We start from the raw sequence: 22673 nt of genomic DNA on the forward strand, positions 1-22673 counted from the left end.
AAGAGATGCTTATCTTTGCTACACTGTTGAAAATATTAATAAATTAAGCATTGAATTATAAGGCTGAAATTCAGTTATTAAATATTTTTTAGAGCTGATGATAACAGGTTAACATTAGCAAGATTGTAAGTAACCCAAGGAGAAAGTATGAAGTTAGTAAAAAAGATTTCGTTAGTTGTTGCGTCAATTGCTGCCCTAGGTAGTATCTCAAATGCAAGTGCAGATAAACTGGATGACGTTATAAATCGTGGTACTTTAAACTGTGGGGTTGTATTGGATTTTCCACCTATGGGATATACCGATAAAGATAATAAACCTGCTGGATTTGATGTTGATTACTGTAATGATTTAGCGAAAGCAATTGGTGTTAAATCAAATGTAATCAATCTGACTTGGGGGGATCGTATTCCTTCTTTAATCTCTGCGAAAACCGATGTAGTAGTTGGGTCAACTTCGGATACATTAGAGCGCGCAAAATCTGTTGGCTTTACCTATCCCTACTTTGTATTCAAATTCCAAGTATTATCGAAAAAAGGCGTGAAAATGATCTCTTTTGATGATTTAAAAGATGTCAAAGTTGGCGCAGCATTAGGCACCACCTATGAAACTGAATACTTTAAGTATGCCGATTCAAAGGGGTGGGGAAGAGATAATTATACTTCGTTCAAATCAGAGAATGATGCATTCTTAGGGCTATATCAGGGTAAAATTGATGCTTTGATTTCAACTAATACTAATATTGCAACGAAATTAACTTCTGGTCAGTTTGATAACTTTGTCGCTGGTCCTTATGTACCTAACTATGATGATGTGGTTGGTTTGATTGCTAAAAGAAACGAGTTAGCTTGGATTAATTATTTGAACCTATTTTTAGTTCACCAAATCCGTGATGGCCGTTTAAATGAGCTTCATATCAAACATTTCGGTACGCCAGTGGCTTCCGATATGGTTCAATCTTTACGAGATAATAAGTAACATCATTGCGCATAATATTGTGGTCAGCGCTTGTTGAAAAAAATGATACAAAGTAAGGCGTATGATTAAATTATCGTTCGCTATTACGGTTGTGTATACAACGTTGTTATCTATTATTTTAATCGACAAGATAGATTAGATACTTATGCGTATTGGTATGACCTTAAACATCTATTAAATACTTTCCCGTAAAGCGGGAAAGTATTTCCACTAGGTTCATCAGTAGCCTCCTCACACATGATTTACCTAACAACACAAGCGAAGTCATTCGCTAATATAAAGAGGAAATATGGAAAATTATGAATTTCATTGGAATGTAGTATTTAATGCATTTCCGCAATTACTTAGTGGTGCATTTACCACTTTACACGTTTCGGTGCTGTCGATGCTGGTGGGTATTATTATCGCCGTTTTTTTAGCTCTAGGGAAAATGTCAACCTTTAAGGTGTTTTACCATGGCGCCAATATTTGGATTGAAGTAGCTCGAAATCTCCCTGCTCTTTTTCTTATTTACATGGCATATTTTGGTTTAGGTGCTTACGGCATTCACCTTAGCCCTTATTTAGCTGTTTTCTGCGCATTGGTTTTTATCAATGCAGGATATCTAGCTGAAACATTTCGCGGGGGCTTTCAATCTATTCCTGCGACACAATATAGTGCAGCTAAGTCCTTAGGCATGAATCAGTTTCAAGTCTATCGCTATGTCATTTTACCGCAAATGTTTAGAAGAATTTATCATCCGATGACTAACCAATTTGTGTGGTCAATATTGATGAGTTCATTGGGTATTTTAGTTGGTATGGATGAGTTATCAGGCGAAACTCAACGATTACAATCAACATCATTTAGAACGCTGGAGTTTTTTATGATGGCTGCTGTGATCTACTTTGTGATGACAAAATTGGTACTTTTTTCTTCAAGTTTAATTGCCAAAAAAGTGTTTAAAGGAGAGATTTCATAATGAACTTATTTACCCCACTCTCTTGGAATGATGCCGGATTTATTTTAACTGGTGTCTTAAATACCGTTTATATCTCTGTGTTTGCAATCATTGTTGGTAGCCTTTTAGGTGTAATTGTTGGTTTTGTAAGAGCAGAATCGAATAAAACCATCAATATATTCTTAGGGGCTGTACTCGACGTTTTACGCTCTGTGCCATTGATTATTCAATTAATATTATTTAGTACATTTATCGGTGCAATGGGTTTCCCGTTAGACCCGTTTACTGCAGGCGCTATTATATTATCGTTGTACACGATGGCATTTATGAGCGAAGTATTCCGCAGTGGTTTCGATAGTGTGCCTGCTGCAATGGTTAAAGCTGCGCGTTCTTTAGGAATGAGTTATTCTCAAACCGTAAGATATATCAGAATCCCGATTGGTATGCGTGCAGTTTTCCCGTCATGGCTAGGCGTTGCACTAAGTGTTATTAAAGATTCTGCACTGGTTTCTGTTATTGGTTATATGGAACTGTTAAGAACCGCAGAGCAGCTAATTTCACGTACACAACAACCATTATTGATATTGTTAGGCGTTGGGTTGTTTTACTTCATGATCTCTTACCCGCTCTCGCGTTACGGTAAATATGTAGAAAGGAAAATGGAAATATGATCGAAATAAAAGGTGTTCATAAATCGTTTGGTGATTTGGAAGTATTAAAAGGAATCGATTTAAATGTGAATCGTGGTGAAGTGGTTAGTATTATTGGTGCGAGTGGTAGCGGAAAATCGACGCTATTGTATTGCATTAATGCGATCGAAAAAATAAATAGTGGAAATATTATCGTTGATGGTGTCGATGTGCATGACAAAAAAACAGATATTAATCAACTGCGTCAAAATTTAGGTATGGTTTTTCAGCAATGGAACTCTTTTCCACATTTAACTGTATTAGAAAATGCGGCTCTTGCACCACAAATTGTTAAAGGCTTTAGTAAAGAAAAGGCACAAGAGATTGCACGTAAAGAGCTCATACATGTTGGACTCGGTGATAAGTTGGATGAATACCCAACCAGAATGTCTGGAGGTCAACAACAACGGCTTGCAATAGCACGCGCCTTGGCAATGGAGCCACCTTATATGTTGTTTGATGAGGTAACTTCAGCACTTGATCCTGAATTGGTCGGAGAGGTGTTAGACACGTTAAGATTATTGCGCGATGATGGTATGACGATGATTTGTGTCACTCACGAAATAGCCTTCGCAAAAGAGGTTTCGGACAAAGTTGCTTTTTTCCATCAAGGCTTAATTGAAGAGATAGGTACGCCTCAACAAGTATTAGATAATCCACAGCGTGAAAGAACACAACAATTCTTGAGCAAGGTATTATAGACTTTCTTAGAAAAAGCATTGAAAAAGGCTCATTCTATTTAGAATGAGCCTTTTTTTTAGCGCTATTACAATTGAATGTAACGCAGTTATCTATTCTTTTAACTACACAAGGTAGGTTATCCCAAATCTATTAAATAACTGATTATGTTTACTGGTTAAAAGAAGCTATCTCTGCGTTAAAAATTTTGCAAATAGAACAACTATTTACTGTAACTTTCGCCTTGTGCTACCTCACTTTTCCTACGTAAAATTTGAACACTATATTAGTGGAATTGGTATTAGATAGTTATGCAGATTGGTATTATTTAATGATGTAATCGCCATTGCGCGATTCTTGAAAGTATTGCTCGTATTTTCCGGTCGCTTTAAGCGTTGCTAATCCCCTATTAAAGAGGGTTAGATAATGTTGGCTTCTTGGATTTTTCTTTGAAAATGCTAAATAATTATCGCTTTGATTAACGAAATGAGGGTGGTGGGTGACTAAAGTTGTTTTGCTCGGGAATTCCGTTTGTAACATGTAGTAACCTACATCGATACTTTGTGGAAATATATCAATCCGATCGTTAAATAATTTTTTAAAATTTTGAAGGTCAGAAGGAACTCTTTGTACCGATATCTCCCCCGTAGTAGCTGCAATATCAAAAGCTCTACCGTAGGAGTATGCGATTGTCGCGCCTATTTCGAACCGCTTGAGGTCTTCGATTCTATGCCAGGTAAAATCAGTGCTTTTTATATGAAAGAAAACCTGTGTTTCATATAGCATGGAATCACTAAAATCATACACGGTTTGTCGTTCTTTATTTTTAAGTATTGGCCCAATAGCGTCTGCTGCTCCTTCATTCACTAAATGAAATGCTCTTGCCCAATTGGTAAATTTATATTCAACGTCGACACCCTCTAATGCAAAAGCTTCTACAACAATACGAGCAGTCACTCCATAGTGTTTGAGGTGCTCAGAGACTAGCGGTGGATACTCTCCTACTGCAATGATAACTTTGTCTTTAGCATAAGCGCCACTCGGTATTAACATGATGAGGAGCCATAAAACTCTTATCATTCGAAGCATTAACCCCTCCTTTTATTGTAAAGTTATGTTATACCAAATCCACTAAATAACTGATCAATCTTACTGGTTAAAAGAAGCTATTTCAGCGTTAAAAATTTCGTAAAGGGAATAACCATTTGCATCAATTTTCGCCTTGAACTAACTCCTTTTTCCTGCGTAATATTTGATCACTATATTAGCGGAATTGGTATTAACAGCTTAGACTATTAGGAGCCGTTGATCTTCTAAGTTTATTTTTGTAACAAATGTTGCCCTTCGGGCTAAACGCAACATGCTCTGAGCTTGCTCTATTTGACTACGTCACACAGTACGCAACACAAAACGAAAAGACGTTTTGCTCTCCGTTAGAAGAAATGCGCTTAGAATGACTAAGCCACATTTCGTCTGACTTGCTCAAAATGCATTTTGTTGAACAAAATTTGAATGCTAAAGGTCAATAGTTCCCAATCAATTAATCATCTTCAATAAGTGTCATCAATGATGTATTGCCACCAGAAGCGGTGGTATCAATGCTAACTGTTTTTTCTGTGACTAAGCGTTGTATTAAGTTATCAAAATATTCAGAACTGATTACGGGTAAAATAGCACCATCACGTTGTGCGAGTTTATCGCTTACATATTGTTTACTCTCACTGCTTCCATCTACGACTACACCTGATAGATCGGGGTGAGATAAAATAGTGTCAAAGTGAACTAATTTAGCAACTTGAAAAACATTTTCATCAGCTCCTGTCGCAACAAACTTCTCCCTTAACGCTAGTGCCTCGTGGTAAAAAAGATCTGATACAACGGTAATAACACTATTGCCAGTTGCTAATGCTGTCACAATTGATTGTACCCAATAATGAAAACTAACACCTTCATCAGCATAACAAACAATGTTACCGCGACTTTCTAAATAAAGGGTATTCGATTCTCCTGTTGGTCCGGGTAATGAGGTGGGTTTTTTCAACCGTTTATCAATATCAATTAACTGCGCGCGGGCGCTAGCAAGTGTTCGATTTAAATCATCAGCTAAGTCATCCACAATTTCAACGTGTGCAATCTTTGCTAGTAGTTGCCTTACATGAGAGATACGAGTATTGAGGGCAGTCTCTCGCCATTGTCTCTCTGCACTATTGGCATTATTCATCATTAAGATTGCTTGCTGTTCACTCTGTTTATCTTCGGGTAAAGCCGCTAATTTGGATTCACAACTGTTATTTGGATTTGTATCAGGAGTGCTTTTCTCTTTCACTAAGCGTAATAAGTAGCTAGGGCCTCCTGCCTTAGGCCCTGTACCTGAAAGGCCTCTACCGCCAAAGGGCTGTACGCCAACAATCGCACCGATCATATTTCGATTGATATAGATATTTCCAGCACGAGAAAGAGAAGCAAGTTCATGAGCTCGGTGTTCAATACGCGTATGAATCCCCATGGTTAAGCCAAAACGCGTACTGTTTATCTGCTCGATGACTGATTCTATTTGATCACCCTTAAAACGAATAATGTGTACACAAGGACCAAACACCTCTTGTTTAAGACGCTCAATGCTATCTACCTCATACAAGCGAGGGGCAAAAAAGAAGTGTCCTTGGCTATCAATGACATCATCAGAGAGTGAGCATTGATATAATAATTTTCCATTTTTCTGCATATCATCAGCATGTGCATTCAAAGCCTGTAATGCTTTTTGGTCGATAACAGGGCCGATATCGGTGCTTAATTTAGCCGGATCACCAATGTGCAATTCTGCTAAGGCACCAATTAACATATTGATAACGTTATCGGCAATATCTTCCTGTAAAAACAGTACACGAAGTGCTGAGCAACGTTGGCCTGCACTTTGAAAGCCAGAAGAGATTACATCATCAACAACTTGCTCAGGCAGAGCCGTTGAGTCAACAATCATACAATTTTGGCCACCAGTTTCCGCTATTAAAGGGACTTGGTCACCACCTCGTGTGGCTAATATTTTTGAAATTAATGTGCCGGTTTGCGTTGATCCGGTGAACATCACCGTTTGAATACGAGGGTCGCTAACAATGTATTTACCGACTTTACTACCAGGAGCAATAACCGTTTGCACAACATGTTCAGGAAGTCCAACCGAATGCATTAAGGTAAGGGTGCGAAGTGCAATTAAGCTGGTCTGCTCTGCGGGTTTAGCAAGCACTGTATTGCCTGTGGCAATAGCTGCTGCAATTTGACCTAGAAAGATTGCTAGTGGAAAGTTCCAAGGGCTAATGCATAACACTACACCACGAGGTTCAAGGCGTTCATCTTCACTTAATTCCAATGCTCGCTCGGCATAATAACGACAAAAATCAACTGCTTCTCGTACCTCATCTATACCATCTTGAGCCACTTTACCTGCCTCTTTGATACACAGACCAATTAACTCTTCTTGGTGACGTTCAAGAATGTCAGCAATACGGCAGAGTAGGGCTGCCCGCTCTGTGACAGGAGTTGCTGACCAAGGGGTAAATGCATCCTGTGCATTACTTATCATGGTAAGCATTTCATTTTTGTTTGTCGTGTGGTGATGACCAATAATCTCTTGATGATTAGCAGGATTAACGACAATGTTTGCTTGATCTGGGAGTGAAGTAGCCATTACTTGTTGTTTATTAAGCCAGTAATCTAATTTGTCTTTTAAGTTACTCAGGTCATTGATATCGCTGAGATCTAGCCCTTTAGCATTAGCTCTGCCTTGGCCTCCTTCATTACGATAAAGATTGATGGGTAAGGTTATCTGCTGATTATACTTTGTTTTAAGACGCTGGGTTTTCTCAACAGGATCTTCAAGGAGAGATTCAACGGGTTTTGACTCATCAACAATCGCGTTAACAAAAGATGAGTTGGCACCATTTTCTAGTAAACGTCGTACTAAATAGGCCAGTAAACTTTCATGTTGGCCAACCGGCGCATAAATTCTACATTGAATATTTTCCTGCGTAACAATTTGGTCGTACAAAGCATCGCCCATGCCGTGTAAACATTGAAACTCAAAACCTGCTTTATCATCACCGGCCAATTCAATAATAGTGGCTGCTGTATAAGCATTGTGTGTGGCAAATTGTGGGTAGAGTGTGTCGCGATAGGCTAATAATTTGTTCGCACAAGCATGATAAGAAACATCTGTAGAAGATTTACGCGTAAATACAGGGAAATGACTCAAGCCATCTTTTTGTGCTTTTTTAATTTCCGCATCCCAGTAAGCGCCTTTTACTAAGCGGACCATCATTTTTCTGTTGCTACGAAGAGTCAGATCTCGTAACCAATCAACAACAAAAATAGCGCGTTTTTGATATGCTTGAAGTGCAATACCGAACCCTTGCCAGTTACCCAAATCACTATCTGTAAATACCGCTTCAATAATATCAAGAGATATCTCTAGCCGTTCAGACTCTTCAGCATCCACTGTTAAGCCTATATTAAATTGCTTAGCCAGTAAGCATAAAGCTTTTAATTTAGGGACAATCTCATCCATCACGCGGTTTTTGTGGGAAAACTCATAACGTGGATGAATTGCTGAGAGTTTAATGGAGATACCAGGCACTCTTCGAGGATCATTCCTACCTGAATTTTGTGCTACTTCGCCAATGGTTTTTATTGCACCTTCATAGGCTTCATAATAGCGTTGTGCATCTTGGCTGTTTCGTGCGCCTTCTCCAAGCATATCATAGGAGTAAACGTAACCCTGTTGCTCTTTGGATGCAGCGCGCTCTGTTGCTGCCTGTATAGTTTCGCCCATCACAAACTGTTGTCCCATCACTTTCATCGCGTAATTCATCGATTTTCGAATAACGGGCTCTCCAAGACGTCCAACGGTTTTTTTTAATAACCCCATTTGCCCTTGGTTACGTTTATCTGCATAACTTACCATCGAGCCGGTCAGTAATAATCCCCACGATGAGGCATTAACAAAGAGTGAGTCACTGTGTCCTAAGTGACTACTCCATTGCCCCTGTGAGATCTTATCGCGTATTAATTCATCTTGTGTACGTTTATCGGGAACGCGCAATAACGCTTCTGCTAAACACATTAGTACAACGCCTTCTTCAGATGAGAGGGAGTATTCATTGAGCAGCGCGTCGATGGCGTTATTACCTTGTTGTGCTTTGCGTATATTTAAAACTAATTTACGTGCGCGCTCCCATGCTCTGCTACGTGCGCTGACATTAATTTCAGCTTCAGGTAATAATTGGTCAACGGCAATGCTTTCATCAATGCGATAAAACGTACGAATTTTTTCTCTGATTGGACAATCGGTAATTAATGAATCACTAAAAAGCATGGCTATCTCCTTCTATTCGAGATGGGTATTAGATAAATTATTAATACGACTACTGTAGGTGAATAGATTTGGAATAGGTTGTTTTTATTAGTATATATTTAAATTTTGTGAGTCTTAATGGGGATTTGAAAGATGCAGTAGCGACAAGTAACTACTATCTGTATGCTGTTCATAAAAGCGTCTAAAACAGCTTTAGGTTATTGAAGGTTTTACCCTATGCTTTACGCGGAAACCTCATTTATATGGGGCCACTTTCAGTTTGAAAGTGGCCCCATTGTTCATTACTTCTATTGCATGTGCTGTTTTTGGCGCTGTAACAATTTGCTTTGCGTCGTTACTTTCTTTTCAAGGCCTGCATAAAGGTTGAGTGTATCAAAGTGTCCTTTTAACCTTGAAGAGGCATAATCTAGCTTAATTTTTTCGATGATCAAAGCATGCTTTTCTGGGAATAAAGCTTCAACTGCCTGTGACATTAGCTCATATAAACGTTTTAGATTGATCTTATGGGTTTGGTCTGTCTTATCAAATAACCAGTTTGAAATTGCCATAAAATCATCAAACGGGCTACTTGACAAAATATGTGGTAACGAGTGTTTAAAGCGACCTGAGTTACCTATCATATCCCAGTAGCGAGCAAAACGATTAACCAGTTGCATGGTTGCAAAGTCGACGCGATCCGTACTTAAAATATTAAACGGAGGCAATGGGCTAAAACGTAGATCAAAGCTTTCAGTGTGCCTAATCACAGGTGTTCCTTTGAGGCGTTTTAAAATACCCATCTGAATTTCATGTGGCTGACACTGATATAATTCATCAAAACTCAGTTTAAAGCTTTCAAGGGTTTCACCGGGTAGACCAAAAATAAGATCAGCATGAATATGTGCAGTTGTGTGTTCTTTTAACCACAATAAATTTTTTTTAGATTTATCGTTATTTTGTTTACGGCTAATATTCTCTTGTACTTGTTGGTCAAACGTCTGAATACCGACTTCAAACTGTAAGCTTCCTTCGGGAAATTGCGATAGCATCTCTTTGAGTTTTCTTGGAAGATGATCAGGCACAACTTCAAAATGTAAGTAGAGGTTATCGGTCATTCTATCCAAGAAAAACTGCAAAATTTTCATTGAAGTGTTGATATCTAAATTAAAAGTACGATCAATAAATTTAAAATTACGCGCACCTCGTTCATATAACACTTCCATCTCTTTTAGAAACAGCGTTAGCTCGTAGGGATTTGATTTGGTATCTAAAGAAGATAAACAAAATTCGCACTTAAACGGGCAGCCACGTGAAGCTTCCACATACAAAATACGATTCTTTAAATCTTCATCACTGTAATATTGATAGGGCATTTCAATATCGGTTAGTTGCACGGCTTTCGATTTTTGAATTTTTTGTTGTGGAATATTATCACTGATAATATCCTGGCATAACTCGTAAAAGCTGAGCTCTGCTTCACCGGTTAAAACATAATCCGCCACTTGCACAATTGCCTGTTGTTCTGTTTCATAGCTCACCTCTGGCCCACCGAGCACTACCTTCACCTCTGGCGCAATTACCTTTAATAGATTAACAACATTCGTTGTTTCGACGATGTTCCAGATATAAACACCAAAACCAACAATGTGAGGTTTAGATTCTAAAATTTTTTCAACAATATCTATAGGGCGGGTTTGGATAACAAACTCTTTGATTTCACAGCAATCCTGTAACTCTTTTAGGTTGGCATAGAGGTAGCGTAACCCTAAACTCGCATGAATAAACTTGGCATTAAGTGTCGCTAGTACGATCTTAGGAGAGGAGATAGCACCTGTATTTAAAGCCATATCTGCATTGCTATTGGTCTGCATAATGGTGAGTTCATTGTTGAATTGCTGCATAGGGTTCGTTTCTTTTGTGTCGTTTAAATTAGCGCTTAATAATACAGTAATTGAAAACCATATTCAGTACTCGGTTTTTTATTATTGTTTCTAGTTTATCGTTCCCAATACGCTTCTTCCAAACTGTCCTCTTTTTCTGGTAATCCCTTTGATAAACGGGGGCTATGCTGTGAAAGCACTTCATAGGCAACTCGATTAGCGTATTTACAGATTTGTGAAAAGGATGAATAACATAAACCATCGTTGATATGCTTACTTGATCCGGGCACATTAAGTTTATGAAAATCATTAGAGGCTAAATCATGCAAGAGCGCTGATAATGCTGCATCACCGGCTCCATTAGTATTGCTGATTATTTCAGGTCCACCCATATAAGGCGAGATATGCGCATAAACCTTAAGAGGATCTTGGCAGTGTTGCTTTAGCATCGGACGAGAGAATTCAAAACGGTTAAACTCTGGTATTTTCCCCGGTAATAAAGTATGAGAGGTTTCTCGTTTTAAACTATTTTCAGTGTAACCGGCCATATATAACCCTATTGGTCCAGCGGTGGTAAGCACTAAATCACATAACTCCAGCGCTGCCTCACTGGCTAACAAAGGGTCTTTGAAGCCAGTTAATGCTTCGCCTTCATCTTCATTCATCGCTAATATATCAACGTTATTTTTAATGAAATCTTTCCACCATTGTGGATCACTTTCAATTAAAAATCGGGTACCTAGGGTTAAAACAACGGGCACATTTGTGAGTTTTGCATATTCTATTGCTTGTAATGTCGCTTCCGTAATCTGATCCCCTTCACTGGCGCGCATTAAATATGCAGTAAGCACTAATGCGGAGGCCCCTTGTATCAATGTTTGATTGATATAGATTGGACTCAATTGATCCATTGCCCCTTTACTGATCGCAAAGGTTCGCTCACCATTTTCTGAAATCAGTGTAAAACAGCGGCCAATAGGGCCATCAACCGGTTGTAAATAGTTTAAATCAACCTTAGAAGAGGTATTACAAAGGTAACGATAGGCGTAACTGCCAACAGTGATATTTTTGCTCATGACTCCAAATAAAACTGACTTTGCATCTGCAAGTGTGGAGTAATTATGCACTGTGTTACCAATTGTTCCGCCGGCAAATTCACCACTAATGAGCTGTTTTTCCTGTAACTCTTCATATAATTGATGTGCACGTTGATCATTAATAAGCGTAGAGTTACCTTCTATAAGCTGATACTTATTGATAAGAGAGATATCTACTTTTGCCTCTATATCAACTAAAATTTGGTCAATACCTACTATATAACCCGATGTTGCCGTTGGCACAGGGCGTAAACTCGCTAACAGAGGATCGTTACTGCTCACGGGGAAATAATGTTTAGATTTACGTTGTCCAGGAAACTTCATCGGTTACTCGTCATAATTGTTTAATAGCGCTAACGATAGTCACTATTAAATAAGATGTTTTAAACGGGGGATAAAAAGCGCAGAAGTTTAACACAAGCCACGAAAATACCAATTGCTTACTGTTCTAAGGTAACAATAAAGTTAAATGTGTTTTAAGTTGATTCAGCTGAATTAACAATGAACCACTTATTGATTAAGGATTGAATTATGAAAATGGTGTTTAGCAATGAAAATAGGTTTATTAGTAATAATGTAAAGAACTTAATTGAAGCACAGGGCATTGCTACTTTTATAAAAAATGAATTTTCACAGGGGGCAATTGGTGAAGTCTCAATGACCGATGCTTGGCCTGAAGTTTGGATTTTCGATGATGAAGACTTTAACCAAGCTATTGAAATTGTTGAGTGTTCTCAAACTGCTCACGCAGGGGAAGAATGGCTATGTAACCATTGTGAGGAGGCTAATGATCCCTCTTTTGAAATTTGTTGGCATTGTCAGAATGATAGACAGTAAATATCGGAATATTACTTTTCAGGCGCATTATTTCGAATAGTATTTACCTAATTCCCCACCAACTTAAATTTAAGGCCGTTATAAGACAAGTAAGCATTGATGCTTCCGATACTTCGTTGTCGGCCACTGATTACTGAAATTGCGAATTTTAATGCGAATAAACCCCATGACTATTGCGATATTTCAGATAAAAACACCATGTTTCATAATTTTATTTTTATCTGCATAAGACGGCGTTAATAGTTTTCTCGCTTCTTATGGTGGCTGCTTTGTGTCGCTAACGTTAAAATAGTACACAGTTCACATTCAGGCTCTTATCCTTTAATAATTGATAGTTTAGTCAGCACTTTGGGTTTACCTTAGGTGGCGTAAAAAGTGATGCAAATAAGCCATTTAAAGGGAACAATAAGTATGTTTCCTCGAGGAAAAAATATGTCTAAAATAGTTAACATACTGTTATCTTTGAGTATTCTCTTGCCACTTCAAGTTATCGCTGTTGAAGATTATGATAATGAAGCTACTCCTGAAGTGACTGAAGAGGTAGATGTTTATGATTACGATAATAATTCAGATAGTGCCCAAGAAGATGAGTCTGAAGTAAATGAAGAGGCATACAGAGAAGAAGAAAATAATGAAACTCAAAGTGATACTGACAATTATGATTCCGACGAAGATATTTATAATGATTCAGAGCTTGAAGAACCTGAAGAAATTGAGCCTGATAGTAGTGAGTATGAAAATTATAATGAATCGGATGAATTGCAATCTGATGATGAAAACGTCGACAATGATGAGTACTAAATTGGCGTCATAAAAAAGGAATTTTAATTTTATGTACCATTAGTCACTTGTTGGCCTGATAAATCTACCAAGGAAGTATCATCAGTGATTCACGTTTCGCAAAAGAGAGCAGCTAGAAGCCAAGTTATTGAGGTGTTTTTAGCATTTTTAAAACTAGGCCTCACTTCATTTGGTGGGCCGATTGCCCACATTGGTTTTTTTAGATCAGAGTTAGTAGCTCGCCGCGGTTGGCTAACTGAAAGCCAATTTTCTCAACTACTTGCTATTTGCCAATTCATACCTGGGCCAGCAAGTAGCCAATTAGGCTTTTGTATTGGTTTACACCGCGCAGGATGGCTGGGCGCATTAGCAGCATTTTTAGCATTTACACTTCCTTCTGTATTACTATTGATTGCATTTGCAACCGCTTTACCGCTACTTTCTAGCCCAATTGGAGTGGCCGTTATTCATGGTTTAAAGCTGGTGGCCTGTGCAATTGTTGCCGATGCGGTGTTAGGCATGTCGCAAAAGCTTTGTCCTGATCTAAAACGAAAAATAATCGCCATATTAGTCATGATATCGTTGATGCTGTTTTCTACTGCATGGGCATCTTTATTAGTCATTCTACTGGCTGCAGTTGTGGGTGTTATCTTTTTACCTAATACACCTTGCACGACTGAGCAAAGCCATATACATATCCCATTTGGTCGAAAACTCGGTGGCTTTTTGTTATTGCTTTTTGGCATATTACTGATTGCTTTGCCGTTATTGGTGTCTATGGATAACGCATTCTTTGCGGTTGCAGATGCTTTTTATCGCGCGGGGGCATTGGTTTTTGGCGGAGGGCATGTTGTTTTACCATTGTTACAGGAATCGACAGTGGGCGCTGGTTGGCTAACGCAGGATCAATTCTTAGCAGGATATGGTGCCTCTCAAGCGATTCCTGGGCCAATGTTCGCTTTTTCTGCTTACCTTGGTACGCTGTTATTTGATGGTGAAAACCCTTGGTTGATAGCAACAACCGCATTATGTTTTATGTTTATTCCTGGGTTTTTGTTAGTGGCAGGCTGTTTGCCCTTTTGGCGGGCCATATCACGAAATCAGTCTGCTACTCGTGCTATTACTGCGGTGAACGCGGCCGTAGTCGGTCTGTTGGGCGCGGCACTTTATCACCCAATAATGACATCTGGTATTTCCAATTTTACCGACTTAGTTATTGTAGTGGTCGCTTTTTCGGTTCTCGTTAAATGGCGTATATCACCATTATTGCTGGTCATAGGATGTGTAGTTGCAAGCGTGGTAATGGAGGTAGTATTACGATGAATTATGAGGAATTTAATCAATACTGTGGCTCTTTTGCCGCAACAAGTTATGTCGTGCAGTGGGGAAACTCCCATGTTTGGAAAGTGGCAGGTAAAGTATTTGCCATTGGAGGTTGGGGAAAAGACAAACAACTCGCTTTTACCTTTAAGACATCAGAGCAAAATTATTATTTTTTAAGTGAGTGCGAGGGTTATATACCTGCTCCCTATTTTGCTAATCGTGGCATGAAATGGATCCAACTAATTGATAACAGTAAAGATGAAGATTTAAAGTATTATCTTAGTGAGTCATATCGGTTAGTATCCTTGGGTCTGAGCAAAAGCAAACAAAAAGAGTTGGGCCTTAACCAAAAGAAGTAGGGATTGATAGCAAACGAAATAAATAGATCAGCTATTTATCCAGATTGGTATGATATTTAAATGTAATGAATAGGATTATTAAAACAGTATGAGAGAGTCGTTAAGAACAAAAATAATTGATATTTGTGATAAAAAGATTCAAAGCAAAGGTGATAACGTTGGTTTGTCATTTTATGCTTTTTTTGCCAATAAAAATGATAACCCTGAATTACTAATGGAAGCTGCGACGTGGTGGATAGAAACACATCAACTAGACCATTTTGTGAAAGCACATAAAATAAAAGAGATGGTACAAGCTGGTTTATAGCTTAATGGTCAACGCAATTAAACCATGTCTAGTTTTATCACTATTTTGTCTTAATCATCACAATAAAAAGTGCACTATTAGTCAAAGTTGGTGTCGTTATTAGCAAGCCTTAATTACCTTATTATCATTCACCAATAACGCTATGGAGTACCACGAAATGTTGCAAAAAATACTTTGCACGGTTGCGATTCTATTTTTAGTCGTCGCTTGTCAAGAGAATAAACAAAGCAATGATGTTGAAACAATTCGTGAAAACTCAACAGAGCAGATCACTCAACAAGTAAGAGACTACAGTGATATTGAATTGAAACTCCTTGATGTATCAGAGCGAGAAGTTGGCAATGAAAATGTAATTTCATTATTGTTTAATGCGCCACTGCAAACAGACCAAAACTTTGACAAATTTATTGAAACCTCGCCTAAATTAGCAACACCTGTTTTGAGTAAAGATGGTAAAAAGCTTCAATATTTTGCGATTAAACCTGAATCAAATTATGACATTACGATTAGCAAAGGTATTAAAGCGAGTAATGGTAAGCATTCCTCAGAAAACTATTCTCACTCGATTAAAACCAGAAAAATGCAACCGATTGTTAGTTTTAAAGCCAAGAGTGGTGCGATTTTAGTACCGGGGTTCTCTGATGATTTAGGTATTTATTCTGTTAATGTTGCACAGGCAGATCTTAATATTTATCGTGTAAAAGCAGACCATTTAAGTGCTTTTTTAAGAGACTTTAAACGTATCGCAAACAGTGGTGCATATTATTACGAAAATCAAAATCGCCAAAAAATGGTCGAGCATATTTATACCGCGCGCATCGAAACTGGTGGTAAAGCCAATCAACGACAAATTACTAAATTCCCGATTAACGATAAAAAATGGGCGAGTGAAAGTGGCGTTTATTTTGCGACATTAGGTAAGCCCGGTGGTTTTGAGTTCACTGGGGCGACTTGGTTTTCAGTTTCTGCGATTGGTTTACAAATCCGTCAATTTTCACAAAAAACAGAGATCATCGCGCAGGATATTCAAACAGGAAAGCTACTAAAAGATATTAATATTGACCTTTTAGATAATAAATCGGTGAACTATGCCTCATACAAAACCGATGCAAAAGGCCAGTTACAAATTCATAATAATAAGCGTTTAGCTATTGTGGTTGCGCGTAATGGCGAGCAGGTAACAGTGCTTCCATATCAAAACCCTCGCTTTGATTTATCTGATTTTAATGTGGGTGGTAGACCCTATAGCAACAGCCAACTGTTTATCTATTCTGAGCGGGATATTTATCGACCAGGTGAGGCAATCACATTTAGCATTTTAAACCGCGATGGCGATGGTCAAGTCAAAGATGAAGTGTTTAATCTTACCCTCATCAAACCCGATGGTAGCACCTATAAATCAATGTGGTTAAATGCAACCGATACCGATAATGGTTATTACCAGTACACCGCATATCTGCCCAAATCTAGCCCTGTAGGTAATTGGCAAGTCAGTCTTAATGCTAAAGGAGAGACTAAAACGACTGCTCGTTTTCACTTTAAAATAGAAGAGTTTTTACCTGAAAGATTACGATTAACAATGGGAAAATCGGGTGAACAGAGTTATTTCATGCCTAACAAAGATGCCAAAATTAATCCCTTAAAAGTGAAGGTCTTAGGCGAGTACCTATATGGTGCACCGGCTGCTGGGAACCGGTTAGAAACGCGTGGCTCAATATCTGCATGGGCAACCCCGTTTAAGCACTGGCCAGACTACTATGTAGGTGATAATAAAAGCAAACAAGCAACCCATTTTGAGATGAAAAACGCCACCTTAAATGATGCTGGTGAATATATTAGTCAGTTGTATCAATCGTGGGATAGTTGGCAAGTGCCCTCAAAAGTGCGTTTAAACTATAGTCTTTTTGAAAGTGGTGGCCGGGCTATTAACCGTTTCCATGATACCTTGTTATGGCCTAAAGCCAGTTTTATTGCCGTTAAACCTGGTTTTGAAAATAATCAGTCTGCCAGTGACACAGAAATTAATTTCAGCTTGTTAAAATTAAATGCAAAAGGCGAGGCACTTACTCAGGGTGAGGCAAACATTGAGCTGGTACGTGAAGAAAAACGTTATTTTTGGACTTATAACAGCCGTAACGGCTGGCATTACGAACGTATTGAAAAAGAGTATGTGGTTGATAGCCGCACGGTCAGTTTTTCTGATCAAACCCCGTTACGCTTTTCACAACAGGTTGAATGGGGAGACTATCGTTTACAGCTAACAGATCTTTCATCACAGGGTAAAACCGTGTACCGCTTTAGAGCCGGCGAAGCCTGGTATAATGATTGGCAAAATAACAGTGAAACCATTCGCCCGGATAGTGTCAGCTTAGCCCTAGATAAAGCCAGTTATTTGCCCGGAGAAACATTATCATTACGTATCGGCTCGCCGGTGACAGGTAATGCATTGATCAGCATTGAAGCTGATAGCGTGCTTCATCAGCAACAGGTCGAGGTCGTAAAAGGAGAGTCTGAAGTTACTTTAACGTTACCTAATGATTTATCAAGACATGATATCTATATTTCGGCCTTTGTAATTACACCTTCTAAGTTGCACAGTGAGTCCGTTGCCAAACGAAGTTTTGGCATTATCCACCTGCCCATTAACCGTAGCGATAGAACAATGGATTTATCGATTGAGGTGCCTGAGAGTTGGATACCCAATCAGCAAGTGATGGTAAAAGTTTCAGCAAAAGATACCAAGGGACAAGCCTTGCAGGGTAATGCAAAACTTACGTTAAGCGCAGTTGATTCGGGTGTATTAAGCGTGAGTGGTTATCACGTTGAAGATCCGCATGAGTTCTTTTATGGGCAACGTCAGTACCAAGGCGCAATCACCGATATTTACGATCAGGTGATGACACCGTTATTAGCTGATGAAGCAAATATCCGTTGGGGTGGGGATGCTGCTTTAACGCGTGGTGGCGAAAAGCTAGATAGCGATGTTCAAATTGTTAGTTTGTTTAGTGGATTAGTCGCTATTAAAGATGGAATGGCTGAAATTCCATTACAGTTACCCGTATTTGATGGTGAGCTAATGTTAACGGCGGTCGCATTTGATGACGATAAGTTTGCAAAAACAGAGCAGTCTATCAAGGTGGCATCACCCGTCGTTATACAGGTTGCAATGCCTAAATTCTTAGCCAGTGGCGATAGTAGTCAAGTCGCTATCGATTTAACTAATGTTACTAAAGAGTTGATAGAAGGTGACTTTACAATAAATGTATCTGGTATGCTTAAGGAACATAATAAGACACAGAAAGTCTCTCTGAAACCCAATCAAAAACAGACATTACAATTCACATTAACTGCGCAACAGGCAATAGGTATAGGGGAAATTGAAACAGCTCTCATTTTTGATGACAAGACGATTGAACGCCAATGGGAATTACCAGTGCGCGCGACACAAGCAAGTGAATTTCAGTCACACAAAGCGTTGTTAATGCCGGGAGATAGCCTGTTATTACCGCCGAACGCATTAGATCCTTTAACTGACGCGAGTAAAAAGTTACAGCTCTCTGTGAGTGTTAGCCCTAATCTTGATGCCAGTGCTCATTGGCAATATCTCACGCAATACCCCTATGGATGTTTGGAGCAAACCACCAGTAAATCACGCCCATTTGCTTCGGTGCTTAGCGAAGATGGCCAATCAACAAGTATTAATGGTGTCAGCGTTGAGAGTATTCAGCAAAAAGCACAGGGAGCGATTGCACGCTATAGCGAATTACAGCGTGCTGATGGTAGTTTTGGATTATGGAGTAAAACCTCCGTGGAGCAACATTGGTTAACTGCCTATGCAACTGAGTTTTTATATGACTTAAAAGCTAAGGGCGTTGCAGTTCCAGAGGAGATGCTGACGAAAGCAAACAAACGCTTGCAAAGTTATCTTAGTTCGCGCGCTCGCCATCGTGTTAAAACATGGTCTAGTGATCCACAACATTACGAGGCTGCTTACCGAGCCTATGCTGCTTATGTATTAGCCAAACAAAATAAAGTAACGCTCGGGCCTTTGCGCGATATTGCAGAGAAAGATATACCGGCTGCAATTGGTAAATTACCCGCTGTACACCTTGGTTTAGCGATGCTTATGACCGGCAGTGAGAAAGAGGGCAACGCCATTATTACACAAGCGTTGAGCAATAAAAGAGGCGATCAATACCTGGGTGATTATGGTAGTGAATTACGTGATAACGCCATGGTGCTGAATGCGTTACTGAACGCTTCATCCGTCAATGCTGAGATTAAAAGATCAGCGCTAGCGCTTATCCCTGAAATCGTCTCGGCGATGCACCAACAGATGTGGTTAAGCACACAGGAGCGTAGTGCTATTTTATTGTTAGACATGACCATTAAACAGCAGTATCAGGATAAACCATGGCAAATTGATTTAAGCCTTAATGACAGCAAAACATCACTGCAAGAGTCGGGTGAATACCATCATAATATTGAAGTAGTTGCTGGGTCGGCCACACAAATAAAAAATGTTGGCGAGCAAGCGGTTTATGCCTCCTTTGATTGGACTGGCATAAAAAAAGAGCCTGATTACGATATTAACCAAGGGATAAAAGTCACCACGGAAAACTTTATCGTGAAAAATAATAGCGCGCTAAAAATAGAGGATAACAGTACGCTAACCTCGGGAGCGCTTTTATTAACACGCATACAAATACGCAGTGAAGAGCGCGTACCTGATGCGCTATTGGTCAATTTTATGCCTGCAGGTGTTGAGCTAGAAAATCAAAATTTAAACAGTAGCTTAAAGCTCAAGGATATTGATATTGAAGGTGAAAATATTGCTGTGACTGCAGATATTGATCATCAAGAGTACAGAGATGATCGTTATGTTGCCGCACTTGATCTACCCGCTAAAAAAATACAAACATTGTATGTTTTGTCACGCGCGGTTAACCCCGGTGAATATGTTTTTCCGGCCGCGCGTGTAGAGTCAATGTATAAACCTGCACTTTATGGTGTGGGCGGGAGTATCAAAAAAATAAACGTTAATGGCAAACCTTAAGTGCAATAAATGGTTAACAAGCAGTGTTGTTACACTGCTTTGCTGTTTACTGATATTCCTTTTCCTGTGGATTGCAAACTACGCTTTTCCACTTGCGATACCCGATAAACATCGAGACTTTGCAACGGTTGTACTTGATGATGACGGAGTGCCTCTGCGCGCCTTTTCCGATAAAAATGGCGTGTGGCGATATCAGGTGAGTCTGCAAGATGTCTCGCCAGACTACCTTGAAGCATTGATCAATTACGAAGATCGATATTTTTATCAGCATCCTGGGGTCAATCCGGTGAGCTTTCTAAGGGCTGCTTGGCAATACCTATATCATCAACGTATTGTCTCAGGTGGTTCAACCTTAACCATGCAAGTCGCGCGATTATTGCATCCTCACGATCGCAGTTTGAGTGGAAAATTACAGCAAGTATTACGTGCCTTGCAATTAGAGTGGCAGTTAAGTAAAGCGCAGATATTAACTCTTTATATTAACTACGCGCCATTTGGTGGCACACTTGAAGGTGTGCAAGCTGCAAGTTATCAATACTTTCGCAAACTGGTTTCAGATATACGTCCTGCAGAAGCGGTTTTACTTGCCGTATTACCACAAGCGCCTTCCCGATACCGACCCGATAGACATCCCAAACGAGCCACACAGGCTCGTAATAAGGTCATTTCACGATTAGCCTCACAGGATATTTGGAGTGAGCAAAAAGCATCACAAGTCAAACAAGAGCCAGTTGTCGTTTGGGAGCCTGAGCAGCCCTTTGTTGCGCCATTATTAGCAAGGCGTTTACAGCAAAAAAATTCCGATAAATCGGTCATAAAAACTTATATTCAACGAGATTTGCAACAACAGATAAGCGCGTTTGTCGCAGATTACGCCTCACTGCAAGGAGAGGCTGTTTCAATGGCGGTGCTGGTGGTTGATAATGCCACGCAACGTGTTATTAGCTATGTCGGTTCGGCATCGATGCAAGATGAAAGCAGGGCGGGGCATGTCGATATGATACAAGCAATCCGCTCCCCGGGGTCAACGTTAAAACCACTGTTATTTGGACTTGCAATTGACGCTAATATTATTCATTCACACTCGCTTTTAGCCGATGTGCCACGCTTATCCTCGCGTTATCGTCCGGGAAACTTTGCGCAGGGCTTTGACGGCCCTGTGACTGCCACGGAGGCTTTGCAACGTTCCCTGAATATCCCTTTTGTACAATTGATAGAGGCCTATGGAGAGCAAACATTCGTAAATAAATTGGCGCATGTTTTACACCCTCTTCGTATTCCTGGAAATAAAGCTAATGCAGCCATTATTTTAGGGGGGGCTGGCATCTCTTTGGAGGGGTTAGTCGCACTACACAGTAGTCTTGTGAATGAAGGGGTCGTAAAAGCACTTTTATTTGAAAACAATGAGCATGAGCCTCTTAATAAAAGCGTTGCGCCACGACGTTTAATGAGTAAAGAAGCTGCTTGGATCACATGGAAAACGTTAACGGGTGGGGCGCTACCTAAGCACTTTAATTGGGGAGTCTCTAAAGAGCAACGATCGCAGCTTGCTTGGAAAACAGGTACCAGTTGGGGAAGTCGTGATACATGGGCAATTGGTAGTACTAAGCAACATACTATCGGTGTTTGGGTGGGGAAACCTAATGGAGATCCGATGCGTGAGGCATTAGGTGTCACTACCGCTGCGCCCGCACTATTCTCTGTGTCAGATATGTTGAATGACAAACGTCAGCAACCCATTAGGCCCTATGATGTTGAAGATAAAGCGATTTGTTGGCCAGATGGACGCTCAGAAAACTTAGTCAATGGAAATTGTGATAGGCGCTTTATCGCGCTAACTAAAGCGGGGGTGGCGCCGAGAACCCTACAGATTGAAACGGGATCCGCCTTTCATCAAGCTTTACAAACGTTTATGGTTGACCCAAAAACATCATTACGTTTGACAGCAGAGTGTGGTGCTTTAACGGCTAAAATGAAAAAAGTAACGCTCTGGCCACGCCGATTTGAACCGTGGTTAAAGGCAGATGAAAAACGTTCAGCACGTATTCCTAACTATTCAAAGCGTTGTTTAGTGATACCTAAACAAGCCGATGCGCTAACGATCGTCGGGATAGAAAACAGACAGCAGCTGTATCGTCAACAATCGGAGCCTATTCAAAAAACGGTACTGGCAAGTGGAAAGTTTGGTAAAGTCAGTTGGTATTTAAATGGTCGATGGATAAGCACGCAGTCGCAACCTTTACAGTTAACCCTGCCCAAAACACTCACCGGAAATGCAGAGCTTATCGCCGTGGATGAACATGGCGTGACAGGCAGAGTGCATTTTTTCTTAAAAGATAGTTTCTAAATAACCTTACAGACTGTTGAACTTAAAGCGCGATAATTCGTGGTAAGAATAAATGCCA

Annotated in this window: 15 protein-coding genes; 11 read left to right on the forward strand and 4 right to left on the reverse strand. The window is 39.7% G+C overall.

The genetic code is table 11. The features are described from left to right. Window positions 1-147 precede the first annotated feature (147 nt). The 4 genes from CW745_RS01360 to CW745_RS01375 all read left to right on the forward strand — a co-directional run bounded on the left by CW745_RS01360 (window position 148) and on the right by CW745_RS01375 (window position 3305). On the forward strand, window positions 148-975 hold the full coding sequence (locus CW745_RS01360; RefSeq protein ID WP_101106593.1) for a transporter substrate-binding domain-containing protein: 828 nt from the start codon (window positions 148-150) through the stop codon (window positions 973-975). A gap of 289 nt (window positions 976-1264) precedes the next feature. After that, the gene (locus CW745_RS01365) at window positions 1265-1936 is read left to right on the forward strand and encodes an amino acid ABC transporter permease (protein ID WP_101106594.1); all 672 of its coding nucleotides are present in this window, start codon (window positions 1265-1267) and stop codon (window positions 1934-1936) included. Beyond that, a complete protein-coding gene (locus CW745_RS01370) occupies window positions 1936-2586 on the forward strand; it encodes an amino acid ABC transporter permease (RefSeq protein ID WP_238596644.1) in 651 nt (216 codons plus the stop codon). The genes CW745_RS01365 and CW745_RS01370 overlap by 1 nt, the downstream gene beginning before the upstream one ends. Next, the gene (locus CW745_RS01375) at window positions 2583-3305 is read left to right on the forward strand and encodes an amino acid ABC transporter ATP-binding protein (protein WP_101106596.1); all 723 of its coding nucleotides are present in this window, start codon (window positions 2583-2585) and stop codon (window positions 3303-3305) included. Before CW745_RS01370 ends, CW745_RS01375 begins: the two co-directional genes overlap by 4 nt. Window positions 3306-3606: 301 nt before the next feature. Here the strand turns inward: CW745_RS01375 and CW745_RS01380 are convergent, their stop codons facing one another. From CW745_RS01380 to CW745_RS01395, 4 genes are all read right to left on the reverse strand, one after another. Then, window positions 3607-4371: a transporter substrate-binding domain-containing protein gene (locus CW745_RS01380; RefSeq protein WP_101106597.1), complete on the reverse strand. Its 765-nt coding sequence runs from the start codon at window positions 4369-4371 to the stop codon at window positions 3607-3609. A 451-nt stretch (window positions 4372-4822) separates the two neighbouring features. Further along, window positions 4823-8650 carry a bifunctional proline dehydrogenase/L-glutamate gamma-semialdehyde dehydrogenase PutA gene (gene putA / locus CW745_RS01385; RefSeq protein WP_101106598.1) on the reverse strand — a complete coding sequence of 1276 codons (3828 nt, stop codon included), beginning with the start codon at window positions 8648-8650 and terminating at the stop codon, window positions 4823-4825. A 287-nt stretch (window positions 8651-8937) separates the two neighbouring features. Next, window positions 8938-10530, reverse strand: coding sequence for a radical SAM protein (locus CW745_RS01390; RefSeq protein ID WP_101106599.1), 1593 nt, complete (start codon window positions 10528-10530; stop codon window positions 8938-8940). Window positions 10531-10625: 95 nt separating this feature from the next. Continuing rightward, window positions 10626-11930 (reverse strand): inosine/guanosine kinase, encoded by a 1305-nt coding sequence (locus CW745_RS01395; protein ID WP_101106600.1) that lies wholly within the window; start codon window positions 11928-11930, stop codon window positions 10626-10628. Window positions 11931-12137: 207 nt separating this feature from the next. Here CW745_RS01395 and CW745_RS01400 point away from each other — a divergent pair, with 207 nt between their 5' ends. The 7 genes from CW745_RS01400 (at window position 12138) to pbpC (ending at window position 22615) form a co-directional block, all read left to right on the forward strand. Next, window positions 12138-12443, forward strand: coding sequence for a DUF2007 domain-containing protein (locus CW745_RS01400; RefSeq protein ID WP_101106601.1), 306 nt, complete (start codon window positions 12138-12140; stop codon window positions 12441-12443). A 432-nt stretch (window positions 12444-12875) separates the two neighbouring features. Further along, window positions 12876-13244, forward strand: coding sequence for a hypothetical protein (locus CW745_RS01405; protein ID WP_101106602.1), 369 nt, complete (start codon window positions 12876-12878; stop codon window positions 13242-13244). An 84-nt stretch (window positions 13245-13328) separates the two neighbouring features. Beyond that, window positions 13329-14546 carry a chromate efflux transporter gene (chrA, locus tag CW745_RS01410; protein WP_101106603.1) on the forward strand — a complete coding sequence of 406 codons (1218 nt, stop codon included), beginning with the start codon at window positions 13329-13331 and terminating at the stop codon, window positions 14544-14546. Then, a complete protein-coding gene (locus tag CW745_RS01415; protein ID WP_101106604.1) occupies window positions 14543-14905 on the forward strand; it encodes an MmcQ/YjbR family DNA-binding protein in 363 nt (120 codons plus the stop codon). Before chrA ends, CW745_RS01415 begins: the two co-directional genes overlap by 4 nt. 88 nt (window positions 14906-14993) lie before the next feature. Further along, entirely contained in the window at window positions 14994-15212 is a 219-nt protein-coding gene (locus CW745_RS01420) for a DUF6500 family protein (RefSeq protein ID WP_101106605.1), read from the forward strand. 157 nt (window positions 15213-15369) lie between these two features. Next, a complete protein-coding gene (locus CW745_RS01425) occupies window positions 15370-20268 on the forward strand; it encodes an alpha-2-macroglobulin (RefSeq protein ID WP_193755510.1) in 4899 nt (1632 codons plus the stop codon). Further along, complete coding sequence (pbpC, locus tag CW745_RS01430; RefSeq protein ID WP_101106607.1) at window positions 20255-22615, forward strand: penicillin-binding protein 1C; 2361 nt, start codon at window positions 20255-20257, stop codon at window positions 22613-22615. Before CW745_RS01425 ends, pbpC begins: the two co-directional genes overlap by 14 nt. Window positions 22616-22673: the final 58 nt, after the last annotated feature.

It is taken from the genome of Psychromonas sp. psych-6C06 (assembly GCF_002835465.1).
GTDB lineage: Bacteria > Pseudomonadota > Gammaproteobacteria > Enterobacterales > Psychromonadaceae > Psychromonas.

Excerpts from the sequence above, each read along its gene's own strand:
- CW745_RS01390 (WP_101106599.1), bottom strand. The coding sequence starts at position 10,530 with ATGCAGCAATTCAACAATGAACTCACCATTATGCAGACCAATAGCAAT.
- CW745_RS01365 (WP_101106594.1), top strand. The coding sequence starts at position 1,265 with ATGGAAAATTATGAATTTCATTGGAATGTAGTATTTAATGCATTTCCG.
- CW745_RS01395 (WP_101106600.1), bottom strand. The coding sequence starts at position 11,930 with ATGAAGTTTCCTGGACAACGTAAATCTAAACATTATTTCCCCGTGAGC.
- CW745_RS01405 (WP_101106602.1), top strand. The coding sequence starts at position 12,876 with ATGTCTAAAATAGTTAACATACTGTTATCTTTGAGTATTCTCTTGCCA.
- CW745_RS01375 (WP_101106596.1), top strand. The coding sequence starts at position 2,583 with ATGATCGAAATAAAAGGTGTTCATAAATCGTTTGGTGATTTGGAAGTA.
- CW745_RS01400 (WP_101106601.1), top strand. The coding sequence starts at position 12,138 with ATGAAAATGGTGTTTAGCAATGAAAATAGGTTTATTAGTAATAATGTA.
- putA (WP_101106598.1), bottom strand. The coding sequence starts at position 8,650 with ATGCTTTTTAGTGATTCATTAATTACCGATTGTCCAATCAGAGAAAAA.
- pbpC (WP_101106607.1), top strand. The coding sequence starts at position 20,255 with ATGGCAAACCTTAAGTGCAATAAATGGTTAACAAGCAGTGTTGTTACA.
- CW745_RS01415 (WP_101106604.1), top strand. The coding sequence starts at position 14,543 with ATGAATTATGAGGAATTTAATCAATACTGTGGCTCTTTTGCCGCAACA.
- CW745_RS01360 (WP_101106593.1), top strand. The coding sequence starts at position 148 with ATGAAGTTAGTAAAAAAGATTTCGTTAGTTGTTGCGTCAATTGCTGCC.
- CW745_RS01420 (WP_101106605.1), top strand. The coding sequence starts at position 14,994 with ATGAGAGAGTCGTTAAGAACAAAAATAATTGATATTTGTGATAAAAAG.
- CW745_RS01380 (WP_101106597.1), bottom strand. The coding sequence starts at position 4,371 with ATGCTTCGAATGATAAGAGTTTTATGGCTCCTCATCATGTTAATACCG.
- CW745_RS01370 (WP_238596644.1), top strand. The coding sequence starts at position 1,936 with ATGAACTTATTTACCCCACTCTCTTGGAATGATGCCGGATTTATTTTA.
- CW745_RS01425 (WP_193755510.1), top strand. The coding sequence starts at position 15,370 with ATGTTGCAAAAAATACTTTGCACGGTTGCGATTCTATTTTTAGTCGTC.